The sequence below is a fragment of the Candidatus Hydrogenedentota bacterium genome, from assembly GCA_012730045.1.
Lineage (GTDB): Bacteria > Hydrogenedentota > Hydrogenedentia > Hydrogenedentales > CAITNO01 > JAAYBR01.
On the sequence record JAAYBR010000127.1, the window covers coordinates 1 to 18,346 of the forward strand.

At 68.1% G+C, this 18,346-nt stretch carries 17 protein-coding genes and 1 tRNA gene; 17 read left to right on the plus strand and 1 reads right to left on the minus strand.

Annotated features, from left to right (window positions below; translation table 11 throughout):
* The 6 genes from tuf to GXY15_13875 all read left to right on the plus strand — a co-directional run.
* A partial coding sequence (gene tuf / locus GXY15_13850) for an elongation factor Tu (GenBank protein ID NLV42291.1) occupies nt 1–233 on the plus strand: 233 nt, incomplete at its 5' end.
* 58 nt (nt 234–291) lie between these two features.
* Nucleotides 292–367, plus strand: a tRNA-Trp gene (locus GXY15_13855).
* A gap of 40 nt (nt 368–407) precedes the next feature.
* Nucleotides 408–641, plus strand: coding sequence for a preprotein translocase subunit SecE (gene secE / locus GXY15_13860; GenBank protein ID NLV42292.1), 234 nt, complete (start codon nt 408–410; stop codon nt 639–641).
* Nucleotides 642–746: 105 nt separating this feature from the next.
* Entirely contained in the window at nt 747–1,289 is a 543-nt protein-coding gene (nusG, locus tag GXY15_13865; GenBank protein ID NLV42293.1) for a transcription termination/antitermination factor NusG, read from the plus strand.
* Between the two features lie 19 nt (nt 1,290–1,308).
* Nucleotides 1,309–1,743 (plus strand): 50S ribosomal protein L11, encoded by a 435-nt coding sequence (gene rplK / locus GXY15_13870; protein NLV42294.1) that lies wholly within the window; start codon nt 1,309–1,311, stop codon nt 1,741–1,743.
* Nucleotides 1,744–1,865: 122 nt separating this feature from the next.
* Entirely contained in the window at nt 1,866–2,576 is a 711-nt protein-coding gene (locus GXY15_13875; protein ID NLV42295.1) for a 50S ribosomal protein L1, read from the plus strand.
* A gap of 83 nt (nt 2,577–2,659) precedes the next feature.
* On the opposite strand, the gene GXY15_13880 is transcribed toward GXY15_13875, so the two are convergent.
* Nucleotides 2,660–3,547: a hypothetical protein gene (locus GXY15_13880; protein ID NLV42296.1), complete on the minus strand. Its 888-nt coding sequence runs from the start codon at nt 3,545–3,547 to the stop codon at nt 2,660–2,662.
* Between the two features lie 676 nt (nt 3,548–4,223).
* On the opposite strand from GXY15_13880, the gene GXY15_13885 reads away from it, so the two are divergent.
* The 11 genes from GXY15_13885 (at nt 4,224) to GXY15_13935 (ending at nt 18,341) form a co-directional block, all read left to right on the plus strand.
* Nucleotides 4,224–5,204 carry a sugar phosphate isomerase/epimerase gene (locus GXY15_13885; protein ID NLV42297.1) on the plus strand — a complete coding sequence of 327 codons (981 nt, stop codon included), beginning with the start codon at nt 4,224–4,226 and terminating at the stop codon, nt 5,202–5,204.
* 95 nt (nt 5,205–5,299) lie between these two features.
* On the plus strand, nt 5,300–6,955 hold the full coding sequence (hflX, locus tag GXY15_13890; protein ID NLV42298.1) for a GTPase HflX: 1,656 nt from the start codon (nt 5,300–5,302) through the stop codon (nt 6,953–6,955).
* On the plus strand, nt 6,936–7,934 hold the full coding sequence (locus GXY15_13895; GenBank protein ID NLV42299.1) for a tetratricopeptide repeat protein: 999 nt from the start codon (nt 6,936–6,938) through the stop codon (nt 7,932–7,934). Before hflX ends, GXY15_13895 begins: the two co-directional genes overlap by 20 nt.
* Nucleotides 7,934–8,932: a DUF1624 domain-containing protein gene (locus tag GXY15_13900; GenBank protein ID NLV42300.1), complete on the plus strand. Its 999-nt coding sequence runs from the start codon at nt 7,934–7,936 to the stop codon at nt 8,930–8,932. Before GXY15_13895 ends, GXY15_13900 begins: the two co-directional genes overlap by 1 nt.
* A gap of 605 nt (nt 8,933–9,537) precedes the next feature.
* Nucleotides 9,538–10,182 (plus strand): DUF1080 domain-containing protein, encoded by a 645-nt coding sequence (locus tag GXY15_13905; GenBank protein ID NLV42301.1) that lies wholly within the window; start codon nt 9,538–9,540, stop codon nt 10,180–10,182.
* A gap of 24 nt (nt 10,183–10,206) precedes the next feature.
* A complete protein-coding gene (locus GXY15_13910) occupies nt 10,207–11,895 on the plus strand; it encodes a hypothetical protein (protein NLV42302.1) in 1,689 nt (562 codons plus the stop codon).
* A gap of 15 nt (nt 11,896–11,910) precedes the next feature.
* A complete protein-coding gene (locus GXY15_13915; protein NLV42303.1) occupies nt 11,911–12,906 on the plus strand; it encodes an ABC transporter permease in 996 nt (331 codons plus the stop codon).
* On the plus strand, nt 12,903–13,922 hold the full coding sequence (locus GXY15_13920) for an ABC transporter permease (protein ID NLV42304.1): 1,020 nt from the start codon (nt 12,903–12,905) through the stop codon (nt 13,920–13,922). Before GXY15_13915 ends, GXY15_13920 begins: the two co-directional genes overlap by 4 nt.
* Nucleotides 13,919–14,959: an ABC transporter ATP-binding protein gene (locus GXY15_13925; GenBank protein ID NLV42305.1), complete on the plus strand. Its 1,041-nt coding sequence runs from the start codon at nt 13,919–13,921 to the stop codon at nt 14,957–14,959. The genes GXY15_13920 and GXY15_13925 overlap by 4 nt, the downstream gene beginning before the upstream one ends.
* A complete protein-coding gene (locus GXY15_13930; GenBank protein NLV42306.1) occupies nt 14,956–15,936 on the plus strand; it encodes an ATP-binding cassette domain-containing protein in 981 nt (326 codons plus the stop codon). Before GXY15_13925 ends, GXY15_13930 begins: the two co-directional genes overlap by 4 nt.
* A gap of 89 nt (nt 15,937–16,025) precedes the next feature.
* Nucleotides 16,026–18,341 carry a VWA domain-containing protein gene (locus GXY15_13935; protein ID NLV42307.1) on the plus strand — a complete coding sequence of 772 codons (2,316 nt, stop codon included), beginning with the start codon at nt 16,026–16,028 and terminating at the stop codon, nt 18,339–18,341.
* Nucleotides 18,342–18,346 lie beyond the last annotated feature (5 nt).

Sequence of the window (18,346 nt, forward strand, 5' to 3'; positions counted from 1 at the left end):
GCCGGCACACGCCGTTCTTCACGGGGTACCGCCCGCAGTTCTACTTCCGGACGACGGACGTGACGGGGGCGATGGACCTTCCCGAGGGCGTGGAGATGGTGATGCCGGGGGACAACATCCGGATCACGGCGGAGCTGATCACGCCGATCGCCATGGTGGAGGAGCTTCGCTTCGCCATCCGCGAGGGCGGCCGCACCGTCGGCGCCGGCGTCGTCACCAAGATTTTCGAATAACACAGTACAATCCGGGCCGCGCCCCCGCCCAACAGGGGGCGCGGTTTCCGACCCCCGCAGGGGTGTAGCACAATGGCTAGTGCAGCGGCCTCCAAAGCCGAAGGTTGGGGGTTCGAGTCCCTCCACCCCTGCCAGTTTTTCAGCGCGCCCGGCGCGTAAATGGAAGCAGGAAATATGGCCAAGCAGCTGGCGATGAACGACGAGAAGCCCGGCCTGTTCACCAGGGTCCGGTCCTTCTACGAGGATGTCATGTCCGAACTCCGGAAGGTCACCTGGCCCTCGCGGGACGACCTGAAGGCCTCGACCAAGGTGACCCTCTTTTTGATCGTGGTCATGGCCGTGATTGTGTTTGTCTACGACACCGTGCTCGGCGGTTTCATTATGGGCCTGCTCAGGCTGGCCGGCTAAGGGGTTCCGCAAGTGACGGAAAAGCGCCATCAAGAAGTCGCCGGCATGGAGGCGACGCCCGACCTTCCGGACGGGCTGAACCTGTTCCCTGTCCCGGACGACAACATCCCGCGCCGCTGGTACGCCCTGCACACCCATTCCGGCCAGGAGGGCACGGTCCGCAACATGCTGCTGAGCAAGCGGATCAACCTTGAGAACAAGGACCTCGTCTCGAACGTCTTTGTGCCCATCGAGATCGTCAAGGAGACCCGCGGCGGCGAGAAGAAAGTCTCCCGCCACAAGTTTTTCCCGGGCTACGTCCTGGTGCAGCTTCCCGAGCACCCGGAAAAGAACCCGGAACTCTGGATGCTCATCAAGGAGACGCCCGGCGTCACCGGGTTCATCGGATCGCGCACCGTCCCCGTGCCCCTTGAGGACGCGGAGGTGGAGGCCATCATCGAGATGGTCCGCGGCGAGCGCGAGCGGCCCAAGCCGAAGGTGGACTTCGAGGTCGGCTCCCGCGTGCGCATCACCGAGGGCCCCTTCGCCAATTTCCTCGGGAAAGTGGACGAGATCAACGTGGACCGCGGCACCCTCAAGGTGCTGGTGGAAATATTCGAACGCCTGACCAGCGTGGAAGTTGAAATCTGGCAGGTCGAGCAGATCTGAAAAACGGAGTGTCGTTCCCATGCCGCCCAAAAAGAAACAGATAAAGGCCTATGTGAAGCTCCAGTGCCCCGCCGGCGCCGCGAACCCCGCGCCCCCCGTGGGCCCCGCGCTGGGACAGCACGGCGTCAACATCATGGAGTTCTGCAAGCAGTTTAACGAGCGCACCAAGGAGCAGTCGGGCCTCGTGATCCCGGTCGTCATCACCGTCTTCGACGACCGCAGCTTCACCTTCATCACGAAGACCCCGCCCGCCCCCGTCCTCCTCAAGCGCGCCGCCAAGCTCGCCAAGGCCTCCGGCAAGCCCAACAAGGAGAAGGTGGGCACGGTGACGGACGCGCAGGTAGAGGAGATCGCCAGGCTGAAGATGCCCGACCTCAACGCGGCCACCCTGGACGCGGCCAAGAGCATGGTCCGCGGCACCGCCCGCAGCATGGGCATCCTGGTCGAGGGCTGAGCCCCGCGCACACGGTTTGTCGCGCCGCGCCTTGGGGCGCAGCGCTCCAGTGAAGGGCGTCCCCGGACGCCGAAAAGTGGGAGGGCCCGAAACGGCCCGCATGCACCACGGGAGAACATGAGATGGCAAAGGCAAGCAAGCGCTGCACCGCCAACAGCAAGAAAGTTGAGTTTGGGAGGTACTACGCCCTTGGCGAGGCGGTGGCCCTCGTGAAGGAGTGCGCCAACGCGAAGTTCGACGAGACCGTCGAGCTCGGATTCCTCCTGGGGGTGGACCCCCGCCACGCCGACCAGATGGTCCGCGGCTCCGTCGCCCTGCCCCACGGCACCGGCAAGACCGTCCGCGTCGTCGTGTTCTGCGAGCAGGAGGAGCAGGTGAAGGCGGCCCAGGAGGCCGGCGCCGACTTCGTCGGCTCCGAAGACCTCGCCAGCAAGATTCTCGGCGGATGGACGGACTTTGACGCCGCCGTCGCCGCCCCCGACATGATGCGCCACGTCGGCAAGCTCGGCAAAATCCTCGGCCCCCGCGGCCTCATGCCCAGCCCCAAGGCGGGCACTGTCACCCCCAACGTGGGGCAGGCCGTCCGCGAAATCAAGGCGGGTAAAATCGAGTACCGCGTGGACAAGAACGCGAACATCCACGTGCCCGTCGGCAAGGCCAGTTTCTCCCCCGAGCAGCTGGAGCAGAACGCCGCGTCCGTGATCGAGGCCATTGTGAAGGCGAAGCCCGCGGCCTGCAAGGGCACCTACCTCAAGGTCGTCTGCATGAGCAGCACCATGGGCCCGGGGTTCAAGATGGACCCCGTCGCCGCCGTCGCCACCAAGACCCGCTGATCCCGTTTTTTTCGCGCCAGCCCCGGACCCTCACGGTCGGGGCTGGCGCGTTTCCTTTTCTGCGGACGGACCCCCGCCGTCCGTCACTTCTCCCCGAGGTACGCCCCATACGCCGGGGCGATGTCCGCCTCCTCCGCGCCCCCCGCGTGCACGAGCACGCGGTAGCGAAGGCGCACCGGCTTTCCCTTCGGGAGGTCCGTGTATTCGCCGTTTTCCGGCCAGAACATGGGGGTGGGGGAGAAGAACCCGTAGTCCCGGGTGAACCACGGCGCCGGATGCCACGGGTTTTCCGGGTGCTGGAGGATGGCCAGCCCCTCCGTTTTCCCATCGCGGGTGCCGCTGTAGTCGGCCCAGGACGCGGCCTTCCCGAAGGTGCCCTTCTCGTTTTGGTCCCCCGCCGCGTTGACCAGGGCACCTCCCTGCTTCACGCTCAGTTCCGGCACCATGCGCGCCGAGAACAGCGAATGGTTGGTTTGCCCGATCCGGACATCCTCCTGCGGGGTCATCACGATGTCGAAGTCAATCTGGCGGACCGTGTCCGACGGGGCCGACACGGTGATTGTCCGCTCGTCCCGGATCACCGGGTCCTTTCCCGGCCGCACCCACCGGCACCGGTCGAGGAAAACCACCTTTTCGCCCCGTTTCTGGAGGATTTCCACCCCCTCGCTCACAATCTGCCCCCGATCCAGCCCCTCCTGCCAGTAGTTCCCCCCGTTCACCTGGTCACACCCGAAAAACAGGGAATGGTGGTGTGGATACGGCTCGGAGGTCTCCGTGGTCACCGTCTTCCCGCTGAGTGGACCGTTCACAGGGAAAAAATAGGGGTACTTCTGGGAAACGGCGGTCTTGTAGATGGTGAACAGGTTTCCCGCCACCGATACCCGCACCCCGCCGTCTGCGGCCTCCGCCGTGACCCCGGCGGCGGACGCGCTGTCCGCCGCCCATCCCCCCGCCATTGCCGCCAGCCCCATGAAGGCCGCGCAAACGGCCCCCAGGATGCGTTTCGGGTGCGTCGTGTGCTGCGATGCGCGCATGTTCATCGTCATGGTCCCTTTCCGTTCCGCGCGGCACCCCGGCCGCGTCCGGTCGCCCAACAGTCTACCTCCCCGGAGGGGCGGGAAGCCATTGAACGGAAGAAGGGCGGGCAGAGAGGGATGCCTGCCTCATTCGCTGTGAGGCGGACATTCCTGTCTGCCCGGCAGCCTTGGACCGGTTTGGGGTCCGCTGGCGTGCGGAATGGGAAACAAATTGCGCCGGAATGGAGTCCAACGAGCATGCAGACGGGGTTGTCCCCAAAAAGAGGTCCCTTTTTGCTGTTTTGGGAACGTTTTTTGGAAGAAACGGATACATGACTGAAAGAATCCGCGCAAAGGACGTAATCCGGCAAACCCCGTTCCTTGGCGGCGGAAAGGCTGGGATTTATTCGTATTCGCACTTGTTGTATTTTCGACGTAACCTATTGACATTGAACGGACTATCGTGTACACTATGCCCCGATGCGGCTTCGTTCGTCAAGCCGTGCAGTGCGGGAAGTGTGACCCCGGTCCCCAGAGAACCCTCTTTTGAACGGGGTGGCGTGCGTTAAAGTGGGGAATCAGTGCGCGGCGGCGTTGTGCCGGGGGTTGGATTAGAAAGGAGCAAACGGTTATGACACTTAGACTTGCAACGGGATTGTGGGTTTTTTCCACCGCCTCCGACCGTTATTGCGCGGACGGCTACCGGGACCTGCCCCGCACCGTGGACGTGCTGGCGACCATCGCCAAGCTCAAGGGCGTGAAAGGGGTGGAAGTCCGCCAGACGGACATCACGCCTGAACTGCCGGCCAAGGAAATGCGCCGCCTGCTCAAAGAGCATGGGCTGGTGTGCTCCTGCGTGGCCATGAACCTGTGCCATTCCCGGCGCTTCGCCCTGTCCGGATTCGGCCACCAGCACCAGAAGACCCGCAACGCGGCCATTGACGAGGGCCGCAAGGCGGTGGACCTGGCGCGGGCGCTGGGCACCACGGAAGTCACGCTCCGGCTGAACACCGACGGCTTCGACTACCCGTTCCACATTGACTATACCACCCACTGGAACACGGTGATCTCGTCCATCAAGACGATCGCCAAGTACGCCGCGCCGGACGTGAACGTGGCCGTCGCCTACAAGCCGCGCGAGCCGCGCCGCCACCTCACCGTCTCCTCGGTGGGCAAGGCGCTGTCCATGTGCCAGGAAATCGCCATGAAGAACGTCGGCGTCGGGATGGACTTCTCCCACTCCCTCATGGCCGGCGAGAACCCCGCCGAGTCCATCGCGTTCCTCTCCCGGGCGAGCAAGCTGTTCCAGGTCTATTTCAGCGACGGGTACGCCCTCAACGACGACGGCATGGCCCCCGGCAGCCTTCACCTGTGGGAGACGCTGGAGGCGCTCTTCTACCTGCGCGTGGCGAAGTACAAGGGCTTCGTGACGATTGACATCGCGCCGCAACGGATCGAGCCGACCCACGCCCTCCAGATTGCCATGGGCAACCTGTCCATCCTCTGGAAGAAGCTCGAAAAGCTGGACGTGGCCGAGCTCCGCAAGGCCCAGAAGACTCTCGACGCCACCGAGAGCCAGCGCATCATCCGCCGGGTCATGCTCCAGGGATAGGGGGCGGTCCGCCCGTCATGCAGCCTCAGTGAACACACGCCGGTTTCGCGCCCGCCGCGCGGAACCGGCGTTTCCTCTTGGAAAGGAGCCGCGTTCTGCCCAAAGGCAATGTCATCGGACTTAAGGCCTCGCAGCTGCGTTTTCTGGAGCGCCTTGAGCGGCGTTCCGTGCCCCCCGATGCGCTGGTCACCCCGGAGCTGGCCCGCTCGCTGACGGAGTTCTCCGCCGAAACGGGCCGCCAGTGCGGCGTGCTGCTGGACCGCCGGGGCCGGGTGGCGGCGGTGACGGTGGGCGACGCCCATTCCGTGCCCCTGCCGGACGTGCCCCGGCGCGGGTATGACCGCCTCTGCGGCCTGCGCCTCATCCACACCCACCTGCGCGACGAGCCGCTGGACGAGGAGGACCTCACCCAGCTCGCGCTGCGCCGGCTGGACCTGGTCGCCGCGGTCGTCGTGGAGGCCGGCGGCCTCCCCGGAGCGGTCCACCGCGCGCATCTCCTGCCGGACAACGCGGGCGGGACCCCCTGGCGCGTGCTGCCGCCCGAGTCCGTCCACGCGCTCCCTGAAGACTGGCAGTCCTTCATCGGCGCGCTGGAGGAGGAGTTCGACCGGACCCGGTCCCGCGCGCTGGCCGCCGGGGTGGAGAGCCGGGCGCTGCTCCTGCACGTGTCCGAAAACACCCCCACGGAGGTGGAGGACTCGGTGCGGGAACTGGCCGAACTGGCCCGGAGCGCCGGGGTGGACCCGGTGCACACGGTCATCCAGCGCCGCGCCCCGGACCCCAAACACGTGCTCGGACGCGGCAAGCTGCGCGCCGTGCTCATCCAGGCGCTGCAGAAGGGGGCCGACCTCCTCGTGTTCGACATGAACCTCAGCCCCTCGCAGGTCAAGGCGCTGTCCGAATACACGGACCTCAAGATTCTCGACCGCACCCAGCTCATCCTCGACATCTTTGCCCGCCACGCCGTCACCCGCGAGGGGCGGCTCCAGGTGGAGCTGGCGCAGATGCGCTACCTCATGCCCCTCCTCAACCTGCGCCAGACGGCGCTGTCCCGGCTCACCGGCGGCATTGGCGGACGCGGCCCCGGCGAGACCCGGCTCGAGGTGGACCGCCGCCGCGCCCGCGACCGGCTTTCCCGCCTCGAAAAAGAGGTGTCCCTCCTCGGGGGCAGGCGGGTGCTGCGCCGCCAGGTGCGGGTCCGCCGCGCCGTGCCCACCGTCGCCGTCGTGGGCTACACCAACGCCGGGAAGTCCACCCTGCTGAACCAGCTCACGGGCAGCGAGGTCGTCGCCAAGGACTTCCTGTTCGCCACGCTCAACCCCGTGTCCCGCCGCCTGCGCTTCCCCCGCGAGCGCGAGGTCATCATCACCGACACCGTCGGCTTCATCCGCCAGCTTCCCGCTACCCTCCTCGCGGCGTTCCGCACCACCTTCGAGGAAATCCGGGACGCCGACCTGCTCCTGCACGTCATGGACGCCTCCTGCGCGGACCTGGAGGCCCGGCGCGACACCGTCCTCTCCACCCTGCGCGACCTGGAGCTGGACACCAAGCCCATGGTCAACGTTCTGAACAAGGCCGACCTGGCCGATCCGGACACTCTGGCGGGGCTGGTGGCCCGGTTCGACGGGGTCGCCACTTGTGCCCTCGACCGCAATTCCTTTACGCTCTTGCTTGAACGCATGGAAACGGCGCTCTGGCGCGACGCCGCCCCGGCGGCGTGGGAACACACACATGAGACCACGGAAGAATAGCGCGGCGGGGGCGGCCCTCTTCGCGGCGGCGCTGTTGGCCTGCGCCGGGGGCTGGGCGGACCCGCTGGAAGATGCCCGCGCAAAGGTGGAGGAGTACCAGGCCCTCGCCAGGACGGCGGCCAGCCCGGCGGCGATGCTGGCCCCCTCCGCCAAGGCCCCCGACCGGGCGCTGCTGCTTGACGCGCTCGACCTCTACCGCGCCGCGGGCGCCGACAAAAGCGCCGACCCCGCGCTGCTCAGTGAATACGCCGGGGTGCTGGAGGTTGCCGGATACTTCGACCTCGCCGCCGAAACCTGGGAGCGCATGGCCGGGGTGGACGCCGGAAACGCCGCCGCACACCATGCCGCCGCCGGGCGCAACTGGGCGCAGTCGGGGGACTACGGCGCGCAGCGGGCCTATGACGCCCTGCAAGCCGCGCTCGACGGCGGTTTGTCGGGGGCGAAGGCGGCGGACGCCTGGTACTGGCTCGGACACTTGCGCCACCGCGAGGGGCTCTACGACGGCGCGCGCCAGGCCTATGCCGGGGCCCTCAAGGCGCAGCCGGACCTCATCCGTGCGGTCATCGGCCTCGCCGTGCTCGACGCGCGGGAGGGGAAGATCGCCGAGGCCTCCGCCGCGCTGGACAAACTGGGCCAGGCCGCCCAGCCGCATGACATTGAGACCCGGGTCCTGCTCAAGAAGGCGCTGTACGACTTCGAGACCGCCCGCGGGACCTTTGCCGACGAGCCCGCCCTGAACGCCGCCTACGCCAGACTCCTCTACCGCGCCGGACGCCTGCCCGACGCCGCCCTGGCCGCCCGCCGCGCCACGGACCAGAATCCCCAGGACGTGGACACGCTCAACTTCCTCGGCGCCATCCTGCTCCAGACCGGCAGCACCGACCAGGCCCGCCAGGTCTACGAGAAGTCCCTGGCCGCCAAGGCGGACCAGCCCAACGTGGAAAAGGTCCTCTCCCAGTTGAAGGCCGCCCCCCGCTGATGGAGACCGGTCCGGAACGCGCGTCCCTGCGGCTGCCGCCGGAGGCCCGCGCGCTTTCCATGGACCAGTGCCGCGGCTTCGCCATCGTCATGATGCTTCTCGGCAACTTCATGGGGCATTTCGCCTTCATGCCCTCCCTGCTCACGCACCACCGCACCGGCATGACCCTGGCCGAGACCATTGCGCCCCTGTTCGTCTTCCTCGCGGGCATGTCCTACCGGGGCTCCTTCCTGCGCCGCGCCGCGGCCGCCGGCCCGGGCCCCGCGCGTTGGTGGGCCGTGCGCCGCCACGCGCTCATCTTCGCCGTCGGCGTGCCCGTCTACTGGGGCCACACCTGGGACGCCCTCACGCACATCGGCCTCGCGGGCATTCTGCTTCTGCCCGTCATCCACCGGGGCGTGGCGGCGCGGCTTGCGGCGGTCGTTGTCTTCGCGGCCGTCCACCAGGCGCTCTTCCTGGGCACGGGCTATGGCGACTGGGTGATGACCTCCCCCGTGTGCCTCAACGGCGGGCCGCTGGCCGCGCTGACCTGGGGCATGGTCATGCTCCTCGGCACCGTGGCGTGGGACATGCGGGCCGCCCGGTCCGGCCCGCGGCTCATGGCGGACTTCCAGCTGTGGGGATGGGGACTTGTCGTTCTCGGGGTGCTCTTCTCCCTCCCCTGGGGTGACCTCAAGCCCGCCTGGCCCTTCACCCGCTACGGCATGACCTTCCCGTACCCGCTCTTCACCGGCGGCGTAGCCTTCCTCACCTACGACCTCTTCTACTGGTTCTGCGACCACCGCGGTGGTCGCGCGCCGCTCCTCTCGCCCCTCGGGCGCAACCCCCTCGTCACCTACGCCGTCCTCGGCGCCTGCGTCGGCCTCAGCCGCCTCGTCACCGGCACCTTCGGCGACCCCACCCCCGCCACCGCCATGACCGCCTACGCCGCCATGGTCGCCGTCGCCTACGCCGTCGCCCGCACCCTCGACCAGCGCGGCCTTCTCCTGCGCCTCTGACGCGGCGGGCAGAAGACAAGGCCAGCGAGACGCTGGCGGTACGGGGGCGGGCGAGCGGGACAGCTCCGTACCGCCGCCGTCCCGGCGGCCTTGTCTTGGGGCTTCGCGCCAACCGGCGGTCGGAACGAACGACAAGGCCAGCGAGATGCTGACGGTACGGGGGCGGGCATGCGGGGGCTGTTCCGTACCGCCGCCGTCCCGGCGGCCTTGTCTTCGGGCTTCGCGCCGGACCGGCGGCTGGAACGGAAGACAAGGCCAGCGGGACGCTGGCGCTACGGGGGCGGGCATGCGGGGGGTGTTCCGTACCGCCGCCGTCCCGGCGGCCTTGTCTTTGCTCTTTCGCTCATCGCCGTTTGGAGGAATTTACATGGATAAACAGGACGCACAGGATTTTCTTGTCCAATCCTGTCTATCCTGTCCATCCATGTGAGTAATGCTTCCAACACTCCGGGCAGTGAATAGGCCACCGTCCCGGCGGTCCTTGGCGGTGCCGTTTCCCGCAGCTCTGAGGAATGAACCGTCCGGCGGTGTGTTATCATGGAAAACCCCCGGTGCGGTATGTTCCGGACCGGACGGCACCCCCTGGAGCGAAAAGGAGCCTGACCATGAAAAAAGTGTTGTGTGTCTCCCTTTGCGCGGTGTTTTCCCTGGCCGGGCTGGCGGCGCTCGCGGCGGACGCCCCGGCGCCGGTCGTCTTTAACGGCAAGGACTTCACGGGGCTGAAGCTGTTCCTTCCCGACGCGTCGAAGGACCCGGCGACGACCTGGTCCGTGAAGGATGGCGTCATCCACTGCACGGGCGATCCGGCGGGGTATTTCCGCACGGAGCAGAAGCATTCGGACTATGAGCTGACCTTCCAGTGGCGGTGGCCGGGGGAGGGCGGGAACAGCGGCGTGCTGCTGCACATCCAGGACAAGGACGAGGTGTGGCCGAAGTCCATCGAGGGCCAGCTCCACAGCGGGGACGCCGCGGACATCTGGGTCATCGGCGGCACGACGTTCAACGAGCACAAGAACAAGGACGACCGGCGCACGCCGAAGATGAAGCCCTCCACCGAGCGTCCCCTGGGCGAATGGAACGACTACCGGGTGGTCTGCAGCGGCGACACCATCGAGCTGCACATCAACGGCACCCTGCAGAACAGGGCCACGGGCTGCACCGTCTCGTCGGGCTATATCGGCTTCCAGAGCGAGGGCACGCCCATCCAGTTCCGGAACATCCAGCTGACCCCGCTGAAGAAGGCCGAGTAGCCCAACCCACGCGAGGAGAGGTTCATGAATCCACGACGACTGACGGGCGCGGCCGCGCTGCTGGTGCCGGCCCTTGTCCTTTGCTGCGCCGGATGCTCGGGCCCCGGCCCCGCCGGGGGGGAGGAGGCGAGCACGCCGGTGGACCCCGGCTTGACGGAGTACATGCCCGACGCCCCGCCCGAACAGGGCGACTGGCTGGCGATGTGGATGGAGGCCGAGACGCCCCACCTGAACCCGGTCACCAGCACGGACGGCTACTCCCTCACCATGATCCTCCCCTATGTTTTCGACCAGCTCCTTGACCGTGACCCGACCACCCTCGAGCTCATCCCGTCCCTCGCGGAGTCGTGGGAGGCGTCTCCCGACCATCTGGTGTACACCTTCCATCTCCGGGAGGGCGTGGTCTTCTCCGACGGGGTCCCGCTGACGGCGGAGGACGTCAAGTTCACCTTTGACCGCATCATGGACCCCGCCGTGGACGCGCCCCACCTGCGCAACTACGTCCAGGACATCACGTTGGTGGAGGTGCTGGCCCCCCTGACGGTCCGGTTCACCTGCGCAAAGCGGTATTTCATGCACCCGGTGGTCATCGGCCTCACGTTCATCATCCCCAAGCACATCTATGGCGTCGGCGACTTCAACAACCACCCCGCCAACCGCGCGCCGGTGGGGTCGGGCATGTACGTCCTGGAGCAGTGGACGACGGGGCAGGAGGTTGTCCTCGCCCGAAACCCCCGGTACTGGGGAACGCCCCTCAACGGGCGGCCGCACGTTGACAAGATACGCTACGCCATCGTCACGGACCGGAACGCGGCCTTCCAGCTGCTCGCCCGGGGCGATCTGGACGTGATGACCCCGATTCCCGCCGAGGACTGGACGCGGCGCGCCAACACGCCGCGCTTCCGGGAGAAGTTCAACCGCTTCGCCACCAACCTCCCCTCGTACAACTACATCGGCTGGAACCAGCGCAAGCCCCAGCTCAGCGACAAGCGGGTCCGCCGCGCCCTGGCGATGCTGATGGACCGCCAGACGATCCTCACCCGCATTTACGAGGGCCTGGGAACCCTCATTGACGCCGGCTTCATGCCCGGGATGCGCGAGTTCAACGACGCCATCCCGCCGGTTCCCTTCGACCCCGCGGGCGCGGCCGCCCTGCTGGCGGAGGCGGGCTGGAAAGACACGGACAACGACGCCGTTCTGGACAAGGACGGGGTGCCGCTCCGGTTTGAGACGCTCCTTGCCAACCAGAGCCCCACGGCCGAAAAAATCCTCACCATCTACAAGGAGGAGCTGGCGCGGGTGGGGGTGGACCTGGTCATCCGGCCCATGGAGTGGGCCTCCATGCTCGACCGCGTGGACAAGCGGGAGTTTGACTCCGTCATCATGCGGTGGCAGATGACGCCGGACCCGGACCCCTACCAGCTGTGGCACTCCTCGCAGGCCGACAAGGGGTCGAACTACGTGGGGTTCGTGAACCCCGAGGCGGACAAGCTCATCGAGGACGCGCGGACCACCTTTGACAGGGAGGGGCGCATCCGGATGTACCACCGCTTCCAGGAAATACTGAGCGAGGAGCAGCCGTACCTGTTCATGCTCGCCCCGAAGAACCTGATGGCCGTGGACAAGCGCATCCAGGGCATACGGGGGTATCCTTTCGGGATGGACGAGCGCGAGTGGTTCGTGCCGAAGGCGCTTCAGCGGTACGGCAACTAGGCGGGAAGGCGCGCGATGCGGGCGTACATCACACGCAGGCTGCTCCTGATGATTCCGACCTTCCTCGGAATCAGCCTGCTCACCTTCGTGCTCATCCAGCTCGCGCCGGGCAGCCCCGTGGCCGCCAAGCTGCGCGGCATGGACGGCTCCATGAAGGCCGACGCCGCCACCGCCCAGATCATCGAGCAGACCAAGGCCCTCTACGGCCTCGACAAGCCCCTGCACGTCCAGTATGTCCGCTGGCTGGGGCGGCTGGTCACGCTGGACTTCGGCGCGAGCATGAAGGACCAGCGGCCCGTCACCACGAAGATCGCCGAGGCGCTCCCCGTCACCCTGCAGCTGAACCTTCTGACCATCCTGCTGGTCTACCTCATCTCCGTCCCCCTGGGGGTCTACTCCGCCACCCACGGCGGTACCCGGACCAACACGGCGCTCACGGGGGCGCTGTTCCTCCTGTACAGCCTGCCGGGGTTCTGGGTGGCCATGCTCCTCATCCTGTTCCTCGGCGGCGGGGAGTATCTCAACTGGTTCCCCATCCACGGGCTGAACTCCCCCGGCGCGGCGGCGTTGTCGCCGGGCCGCTGGTTTTTGGACCGGCTGTGGCACCTGGCGATGCCGCTCTTCTGCCTCACCTACGGCAGTTTCGCGTTCCTGTCGCGCTACATGCGCGCGGGCATGCTGGAGACCCTCCGCCAGGACTACGTGCGCACGGCGCGGGCCTACGGGTTCTCCGAGCGCGTGGTGGTGTGGAAATATGCCATGCGCAATTCGCTGATTCCGGTGGTCACGCTGCTCGGCGGGCTGCTGCCCGCGCTCATCGGCGGCAGCGTCATCATCGAGACCATCTTCTCCCTGCCCGGCATGGGCCGCCTCGCCTTTGAGGCCGTCCTCAGCCGGGACTACCCGCTCATCATGGGCAACGTCGCCATCGCGTCCCTGCTGACGCTGGCGGGGCTCATCCTGAGCGACCTGCTGTACACGCTGGTGGACCCGAGGATCAAACTGGGATGACGGACCGGGAACAACAGGAGCGCTCCGCCGGCTACTGGCGCCTCGTGTGGCGGCAGTACCGCAGGAACCGCCCGGCCCTGCTGGGGGCGGCGCTGGTCCTGTTTTTCGGGGTCCTGTCCCTGGCCGCGCCGTTCCTCGCCAACGACACCCCCGTGTGGCTGGTGAAGGGGGGGAAGACCTACCCGCTGCCCAACCTCATCACCTACGCCGACCTTCAGGCCGAAAACCTCTACAACAACTTTGACCGGTGGCGGCCGGGGCCCGGCGAGTACGCCCTGTGGCCCCCTGTGCCCCACGGTCCCCTGCGCCAGGACCTGCGCGCGCGCCTGTCGGCGCCGGGGCCGCGCCACTGGTTCGGCACGGACGACCGGGGCCGCGACGTGCTCAGCCGGATCATCTGGGGCGGGCGCATCTCCATGTCCGTGGGGTTCATCTCCGTGGGCATCGCGGTGCTGGTCGGCGTGATCCTCGGCGCGCTGGCGGGATACTACGGGGGATGGGTGGACGCCGCCGTCCTGCGCCTCATCGAGATATGGATGTGCGTGCCGTCCTTCTTCCTCATCATCACCGTCATGGCCCTGCTGGATCCCGGCATCATGAACATCATGGTGGTCATCGGGCTCACGAGCTGGCCCGAGGTCGCCCGGCTGGTCCGGGGCGAGTTCCTCAAGCAGAAGGAGATGGACTACGCGGCCGCCGCGCGCGCCCTGGGCCTGGGCGACGGCCGGGTCATCTTCCGCCACCTCCTGCCCAACGCCGTCAGCCCCGTGTTCGTGGCGGCCACCTTCGGCGTGGCCGGGGCCATCCTCACCGAGTCCGGCCTGAGCTTTCTGGGCTTCGGCGTGCCGCCGCCCACGGCGAGCTGGGGCGAGATTCTGAAGCAGTCGCAGAGTTACGTGGATTTCGCCTGGTGGCTCGTGCTGTTCCCCGGCATCGCCATCTTCCTGACCGTGGTGGCGTTCAACCTGGTCGGCGACGGCCTGCGCGACGCCATGGACCCGAGGCTCCGCCAATGACGCAGCCGGACACCAAAGCCTCATCGGACAACGTGCTCTCCGTGCGGGGGCTCCGGACGGTGTTCCACACCGACGCCGGGACCGCCGTCGCGGTGGACGGGGTCTCCTTCGACCTCGCCGCCGGGGAGACGCTCGCGCTCGTGGGCGAGAGCGGCTGCGGCAAGAGCGTGACGGCCCTGTCCATTTTGCGGCTGATCCCCTCGCCGCCCGGCGAGATCACGGACGGGGAGGTGCTGTTCGACGGGCGCGCCCTGCTTGGGCTGCCGGAGAACGAGATGCGCCGCGTGCGCGGCAACGACATCTCCATGATCTTCCAGGAGCCCATGACCTCCATGAACCCCGTGTTCCGCGTGGGCGCGCAGATCGCCTCCGTCATCCGGCTGCACCGGGGGCTGGGCCGCGACGCCGCCTGGGCCGAGGCCGTGCGCGCGCTGGAGCGGGTGAACATCCCCGAGGCCGCGCGCCGCGCCCAGGACTACCCGCACCAGCTGTCCGGCGGCATGCTCCAGCGCGTCATGATCGCCCTCGCCCTCGCCTGCGGCCCCCGCGTGCTCATCGCCGACGAGCCGACCACGGCCCTCGACGTGACCATCCAGGCGCAGATCCTCTCGCTGTTGCGCGACGTGCGGCGCGACACGGGCATGGCCGTGCTGCTCATCACGCACGACCTCGGCGTGGTCGCCGAGACCGCCGACGCCGTGGCGGTCATGTACGCCGGGCGCATTGTCGAGCGCGCCCCCGTGGCCGAGCTCTTCGCCAGCCCGGCGCACCCGTACACCCGCGAACTGTTCCAGTCGCTGCCCGTGATGAACGCCGGGGCGGCGCGGCTGCACGCCATCCGGGGTTCCGTGCCCCCGGCCACGGCCTACCCGGCGGGCTGCCGGTTCCACCCCCGGTGCTCCCGCGCGCTGCCGGTCTGCGCCCTGCGCGAGCCGCCGGCTGTGAATGTCGGGCCGGACCACACGGCCGCCTGCTGGCTCCATTGTCCGGAAGCGTCCGCCGAACCGACGGCGGGGGAAGGAGGAAAGGGCGCATGAGCGGTGACCTGCTGGTGGTGAGGGACCTCGTGAAGCACTTTCCCGTGCGCGGGGGCGTGTTTGGGCGGGCCGTCGCCTCGGTCCGCGCGGTGGACGGCGTCAGTTTCTCGATCCCGCGCGGGGCGACCCTGAGCCTGGTGGGGGAGAGCGGCAGCGGAAAGACCACGACGGGCCGGCTGGTGCTTCGGCTGGTCGAGCCCACGGCGGGGGAGGTCTCCTTCGACGGGACGGACGTGCTGCGCGCCGACAAGGGCACCCTGCGCGCCCTGCGCAAGCGCATGCAGATCATTTTCCAGGACCCCTATGCGTCCCTGAACCCCCGCATGACCATCGGCGGCATGCTCGGCGAGATTCTCCGGGTGCACCGGCTGGCGCGGGGCGCGGCCGTCGCCGCCCGCACCGCGGAGCTGCTGGACCTGGTGGGCCTTCCCGGCGCCGCCGCCGACCGCTATCCCCACGAGTTCAGCGGCGGCCAGCGCCAGCGCGTGGGCATCGCCCGCGCCCTGGCCGTCGAGCCCGAGTTCATCATCGCCGACGAGCCCGTGTCGGCCCTGGACGTGTCCATCCAGGCGCAGATCCTCAACCTGCTCAAGGACCTCCAGGAGCGCCTCGGCCTGACCTACCTGTTCATCAGCCACGACCTCGCGGTGGTGCGCCACATCTCCACGCACGTCGCGGTCATGTATTTGGGCCGCATCGTGGAGACGGCGCCCGCGGCGGACCTGTTCGCCGCCCCGGTCCATCCCTACACCAAGGCCCTGCTCGCCGCCGCGCCGGTGCCGGACCCGGCGGCCCGCCGGGACCGCGTCGTCCTCGCGGGGGACGTGCCCAGTCCCATCAACCCGCCCTCCGGCTGCCCCTTCCATCCCCGCTGCCCGGATGTCCGCCCGGAATGTTCCCAGACTGCGCAGCGGCTGGTGGACACCGGGGGGGGGCATCGCGCCGCCTGCGCCGTCCACGCCCCCGAAAGACATTGACAACACCGGCCGCTTGGGGCGACAATGACAGGGGTTTGGACCGCGGCCCGACGGTCGGCGGGCGCATCCAAAGCCCCTGGAGGCACTTCGTGATCCGCACAGGCACATGGTTTCGGCTGTCCATTGTCTGCACCCTCTGCCTGTTTTTCGTGGCGTGCAAGCGCGAGGCGGTCCAGGTGTCTGTCGAGTATCTGGAGTTCGGGGAGACCTCCAACGGGCTGCGCTTTGAGCTCTGGAACGGCGAGGACGACCTCAAGAACATGAAGGTCACGCTGGAGGCCTCCGACGACTGGATCACTCTGGAGCCGTCGGAGGTGGAAAGCGCCGCGCCCCAGTCCACGGACGGGGGCCAGAAGGCCACGCTTCTCGACAAGAAGAGCATTGTGGTGACCGCCGACCGGACCAGGCTGAAGGGGGGGCGCGCCGAGGGGCGCATCACCGTCAAGGGCGCCAGGGTGAACACCGTGGAAATCCCCGTCTACATCTCCCCGCCCTATGAGGCCGTGGGCGTGTCCACCGGGGCCCTGGATTTCGGCGCGGACGACACGGTGCTGTCCCTGGAGGCCTGGAACACCAGCGAGGTCACGACCTCGCCGATGTTCACGGTCACGCCGACTGTCACCTGGATCCGGACCAGCCGCGCCTTCTTCTACAGTTCGGGCGCGGAGGACCGCCGGCTGATCTCCGTCTCCGTGGAGCGGGAACTCATACCCACCCCGGGGCCGCACAGCGCGGAGCTGGTCTTTTCCAGCGACGGGTTCGCCGACAAGAGGGTGCCCGTCACCGTCTTCAAGAAGTATGCCGCCATCACCGCCTCCAGTTCGGAGGTTGATTTCGGGCGGGATTATGCGCCCCGCACGGTCGAGGTGTGGAACTCCGCGGACGGGACGGCCGGTTTCCCGGTCTCCACTGTCGCCGGGGCCGCCTGGTTGCGGGTGACGCCCGGCACCATGACGCTTTCGCCCCCCGCGGAGGGGGTTCCCGTGAAGACGCCCCTGCTCATCACGCTGGACCGGGCCGCCCTGCCCGAGGGGGACCACGAGAGTTTCGTGGACATCGTGCCCGACCGCCCAGACCTCTCCGTCTTCCGCATCGCCGTGCGGGCGGTGCAGGATGAGACGACCATGGGCGCGGCGATACACTTCGAGAATGTCCAGGAGCGCTATTCAGCACCGTACCTGCTGGATTTTGTCTTCAATGTGGCGGACGCCGCCGGGCTGCCCGTGGTCGCGGAGCCGGCCCAGTTCTCCGCAGAGGTCTTCGAAGGCGCGGAGCCGGGGCCGCCGGAGGTGGCGCCCCTGCTGCGGCGGGCCGCCGCGCGCCAGCTCCGGTGCGAGATGGTCCTCGACTACTCCCTGTCCATGCAGGAGTCGCCCGGCGCCGTCGCGGCCATGGAGGCGGCCGCCTCGGAGGTTTTCCTGAACGCCCTGACCCCCGAGGCCCTGGTGGGCGTCACCGCCTTCTGCCGCGACGACGAGGACGCCGCGCGGATCGCCGGTTTCACCACTGACCGGGATTTCCTGCGCGCCCGCATCGCCGCCATCCAGGGGGGGCATGTGGCGGGGTTCGCCTCCGGGCCGCGCCTGTACGACGCGGTTTACGGCGCCATCCAGGGGTTCGGCGAGGAGGATGCGGCGGGCGAGGAGCGCTATGTCGTGCTGTTCTCCCGGGGGCAGGACACCTCCAGCCTGCGCCGTCTGGGCGAGGTGGTCTCCTTTGCCGTCAAGCGCGGCGTGAAGATCATGGCCCTGGGATTTGGGGAAGTCTCCGACTACACCCGGCTGGACAATCTTGCCCTGCGCACCGGCGGGCGGCGGTTCACCGCCGAGGATTCCGGCGCCGTCGCGGGCGCGTTTGAGGAGATCATCCAGCGCCTGGAGGGCCGCTACATCCTGCGCTGGGCCACCCTGCGCCGGGACGACCGGGCCTTCCTCCCCAGATTCTCCCTGTCCCTCGGGGAGCAGGGCGCCCTGTACACCGCAAAGGCATTCTTCAAGCCCTCGGACCACGCGGGGGAGGTGCGGCGCGGAGCGTTGCGGCTGGTGCCCAGCGGCGCCGGCACGACCGCCGCGCTGGTCTTCCGCGCCGACTACATGCCCCGGCTCATCCCTTGGGTCCGCATGTATGTCGCCACCACGCTCCCGTTTACGGTGTCCATTGTCGGCGCCGCCGACGGCGGCGTGCTGGACGGATGGACGCTGACCCGGGAACCGGATTTCGAGCCCGGCGGATGGTGGATCACCGTGCAAAGCCCCGGTCCCGCCGCTGCCTTCTCTGATTTCGGCCCCCTTCTCCGGCTGGACTATCCGGACGTCCCCGATGAGACCACCCCGCTCATTGAGAATCTCTGGATTGACAACGACTATGTCGGCGGGCAGTACCTGGAAGTGGTGAACTTCGACTAGGCGCG

Coding starts and splice junctions, on each gene's coding strand:
- GXY15_13900 (NLV42300.1), top strand. CDS start 7,934: ATGGAGACCGGTCCGGAACGCGCGTCCCTGCGGCTGCCGCCGGAGGCC.
- GXY15_13925 (NLV42305.1), top strand. CDS start 13,919: ATGACGCAGCCGGACACCAAAGCCTCATCGGACAACGTGCTCTCCGTG.
- rplK (NLV42294.1), top strand. CDS start 1,309: ATGCCGCCCAAAAAGAAACAGATAAAGGCCTATGTGAAGCTCCAGTGC.
- GXY15_13910 (NLV42302.1), top strand. CDS start 10,207: ATGAATCCACGACGACTGACGGGCGCGGCCGCGCTGCTGGTGCCGGCC.
- GXY15_13885 (NLV42297.1), top strand. CDS start 4,224: ATGACACTTAGACTTGCAACGGGATTGTGGGTTTTTTCCACCGCCTCC.
- GXY15_13895 (NLV42299.1), top strand. CDS start 6,936: ATGAGACCACGGAAGAATAGCGCGGCGGGGGCGGCCCTCTTCGCGGCG.
- GXY15_13880 (NLV42296.1), bottom strand. CDS start 3,547: ATGGGGCTGGCGGCAATGGCGGGGGGATGGGCGGCGGACAGCGCGTCC.
- GXY15_13920 (NLV42304.1), top strand. CDS start 12,903: ATGACGGACCGGGAACAACAGGAGCGCTCCGCCGGCTACTGGCGCCTC.
- GXY15_13915 (NLV42303.1), top strand. CDS start 11,911: ATGCGGGCGTACATCACACGCAGGCTGCTCCTGATGATTCCGACCTTC.
- secE (NLV42292.1), top strand. CDS start 408: ATGGCCAAGCAGCTGGCGATGAACGACGAGAAGCCCGGCCTGTTCACC.
- GXY15_13905 (NLV42301.1), top strand. CDS start 9,538: ATGAAAAAAGTGTTGTGTGTCTCCCTTTGCGCGGTGTTTTCCCTGGCC.
- GXY15_13875 (NLV42295.1), top strand. CDS start 1,866: ATGGCAAAGGCAAGCAAGCGCTGCACCGCCAACAGCAAGAAAGTTGAG.
- GXY15_13930 (NLV42306.1), top strand. CDS start 14,956: ATGAGCGGTGACCTGCTGGTGGTGAGGGACCTCGTGAAGCACTTTCCC.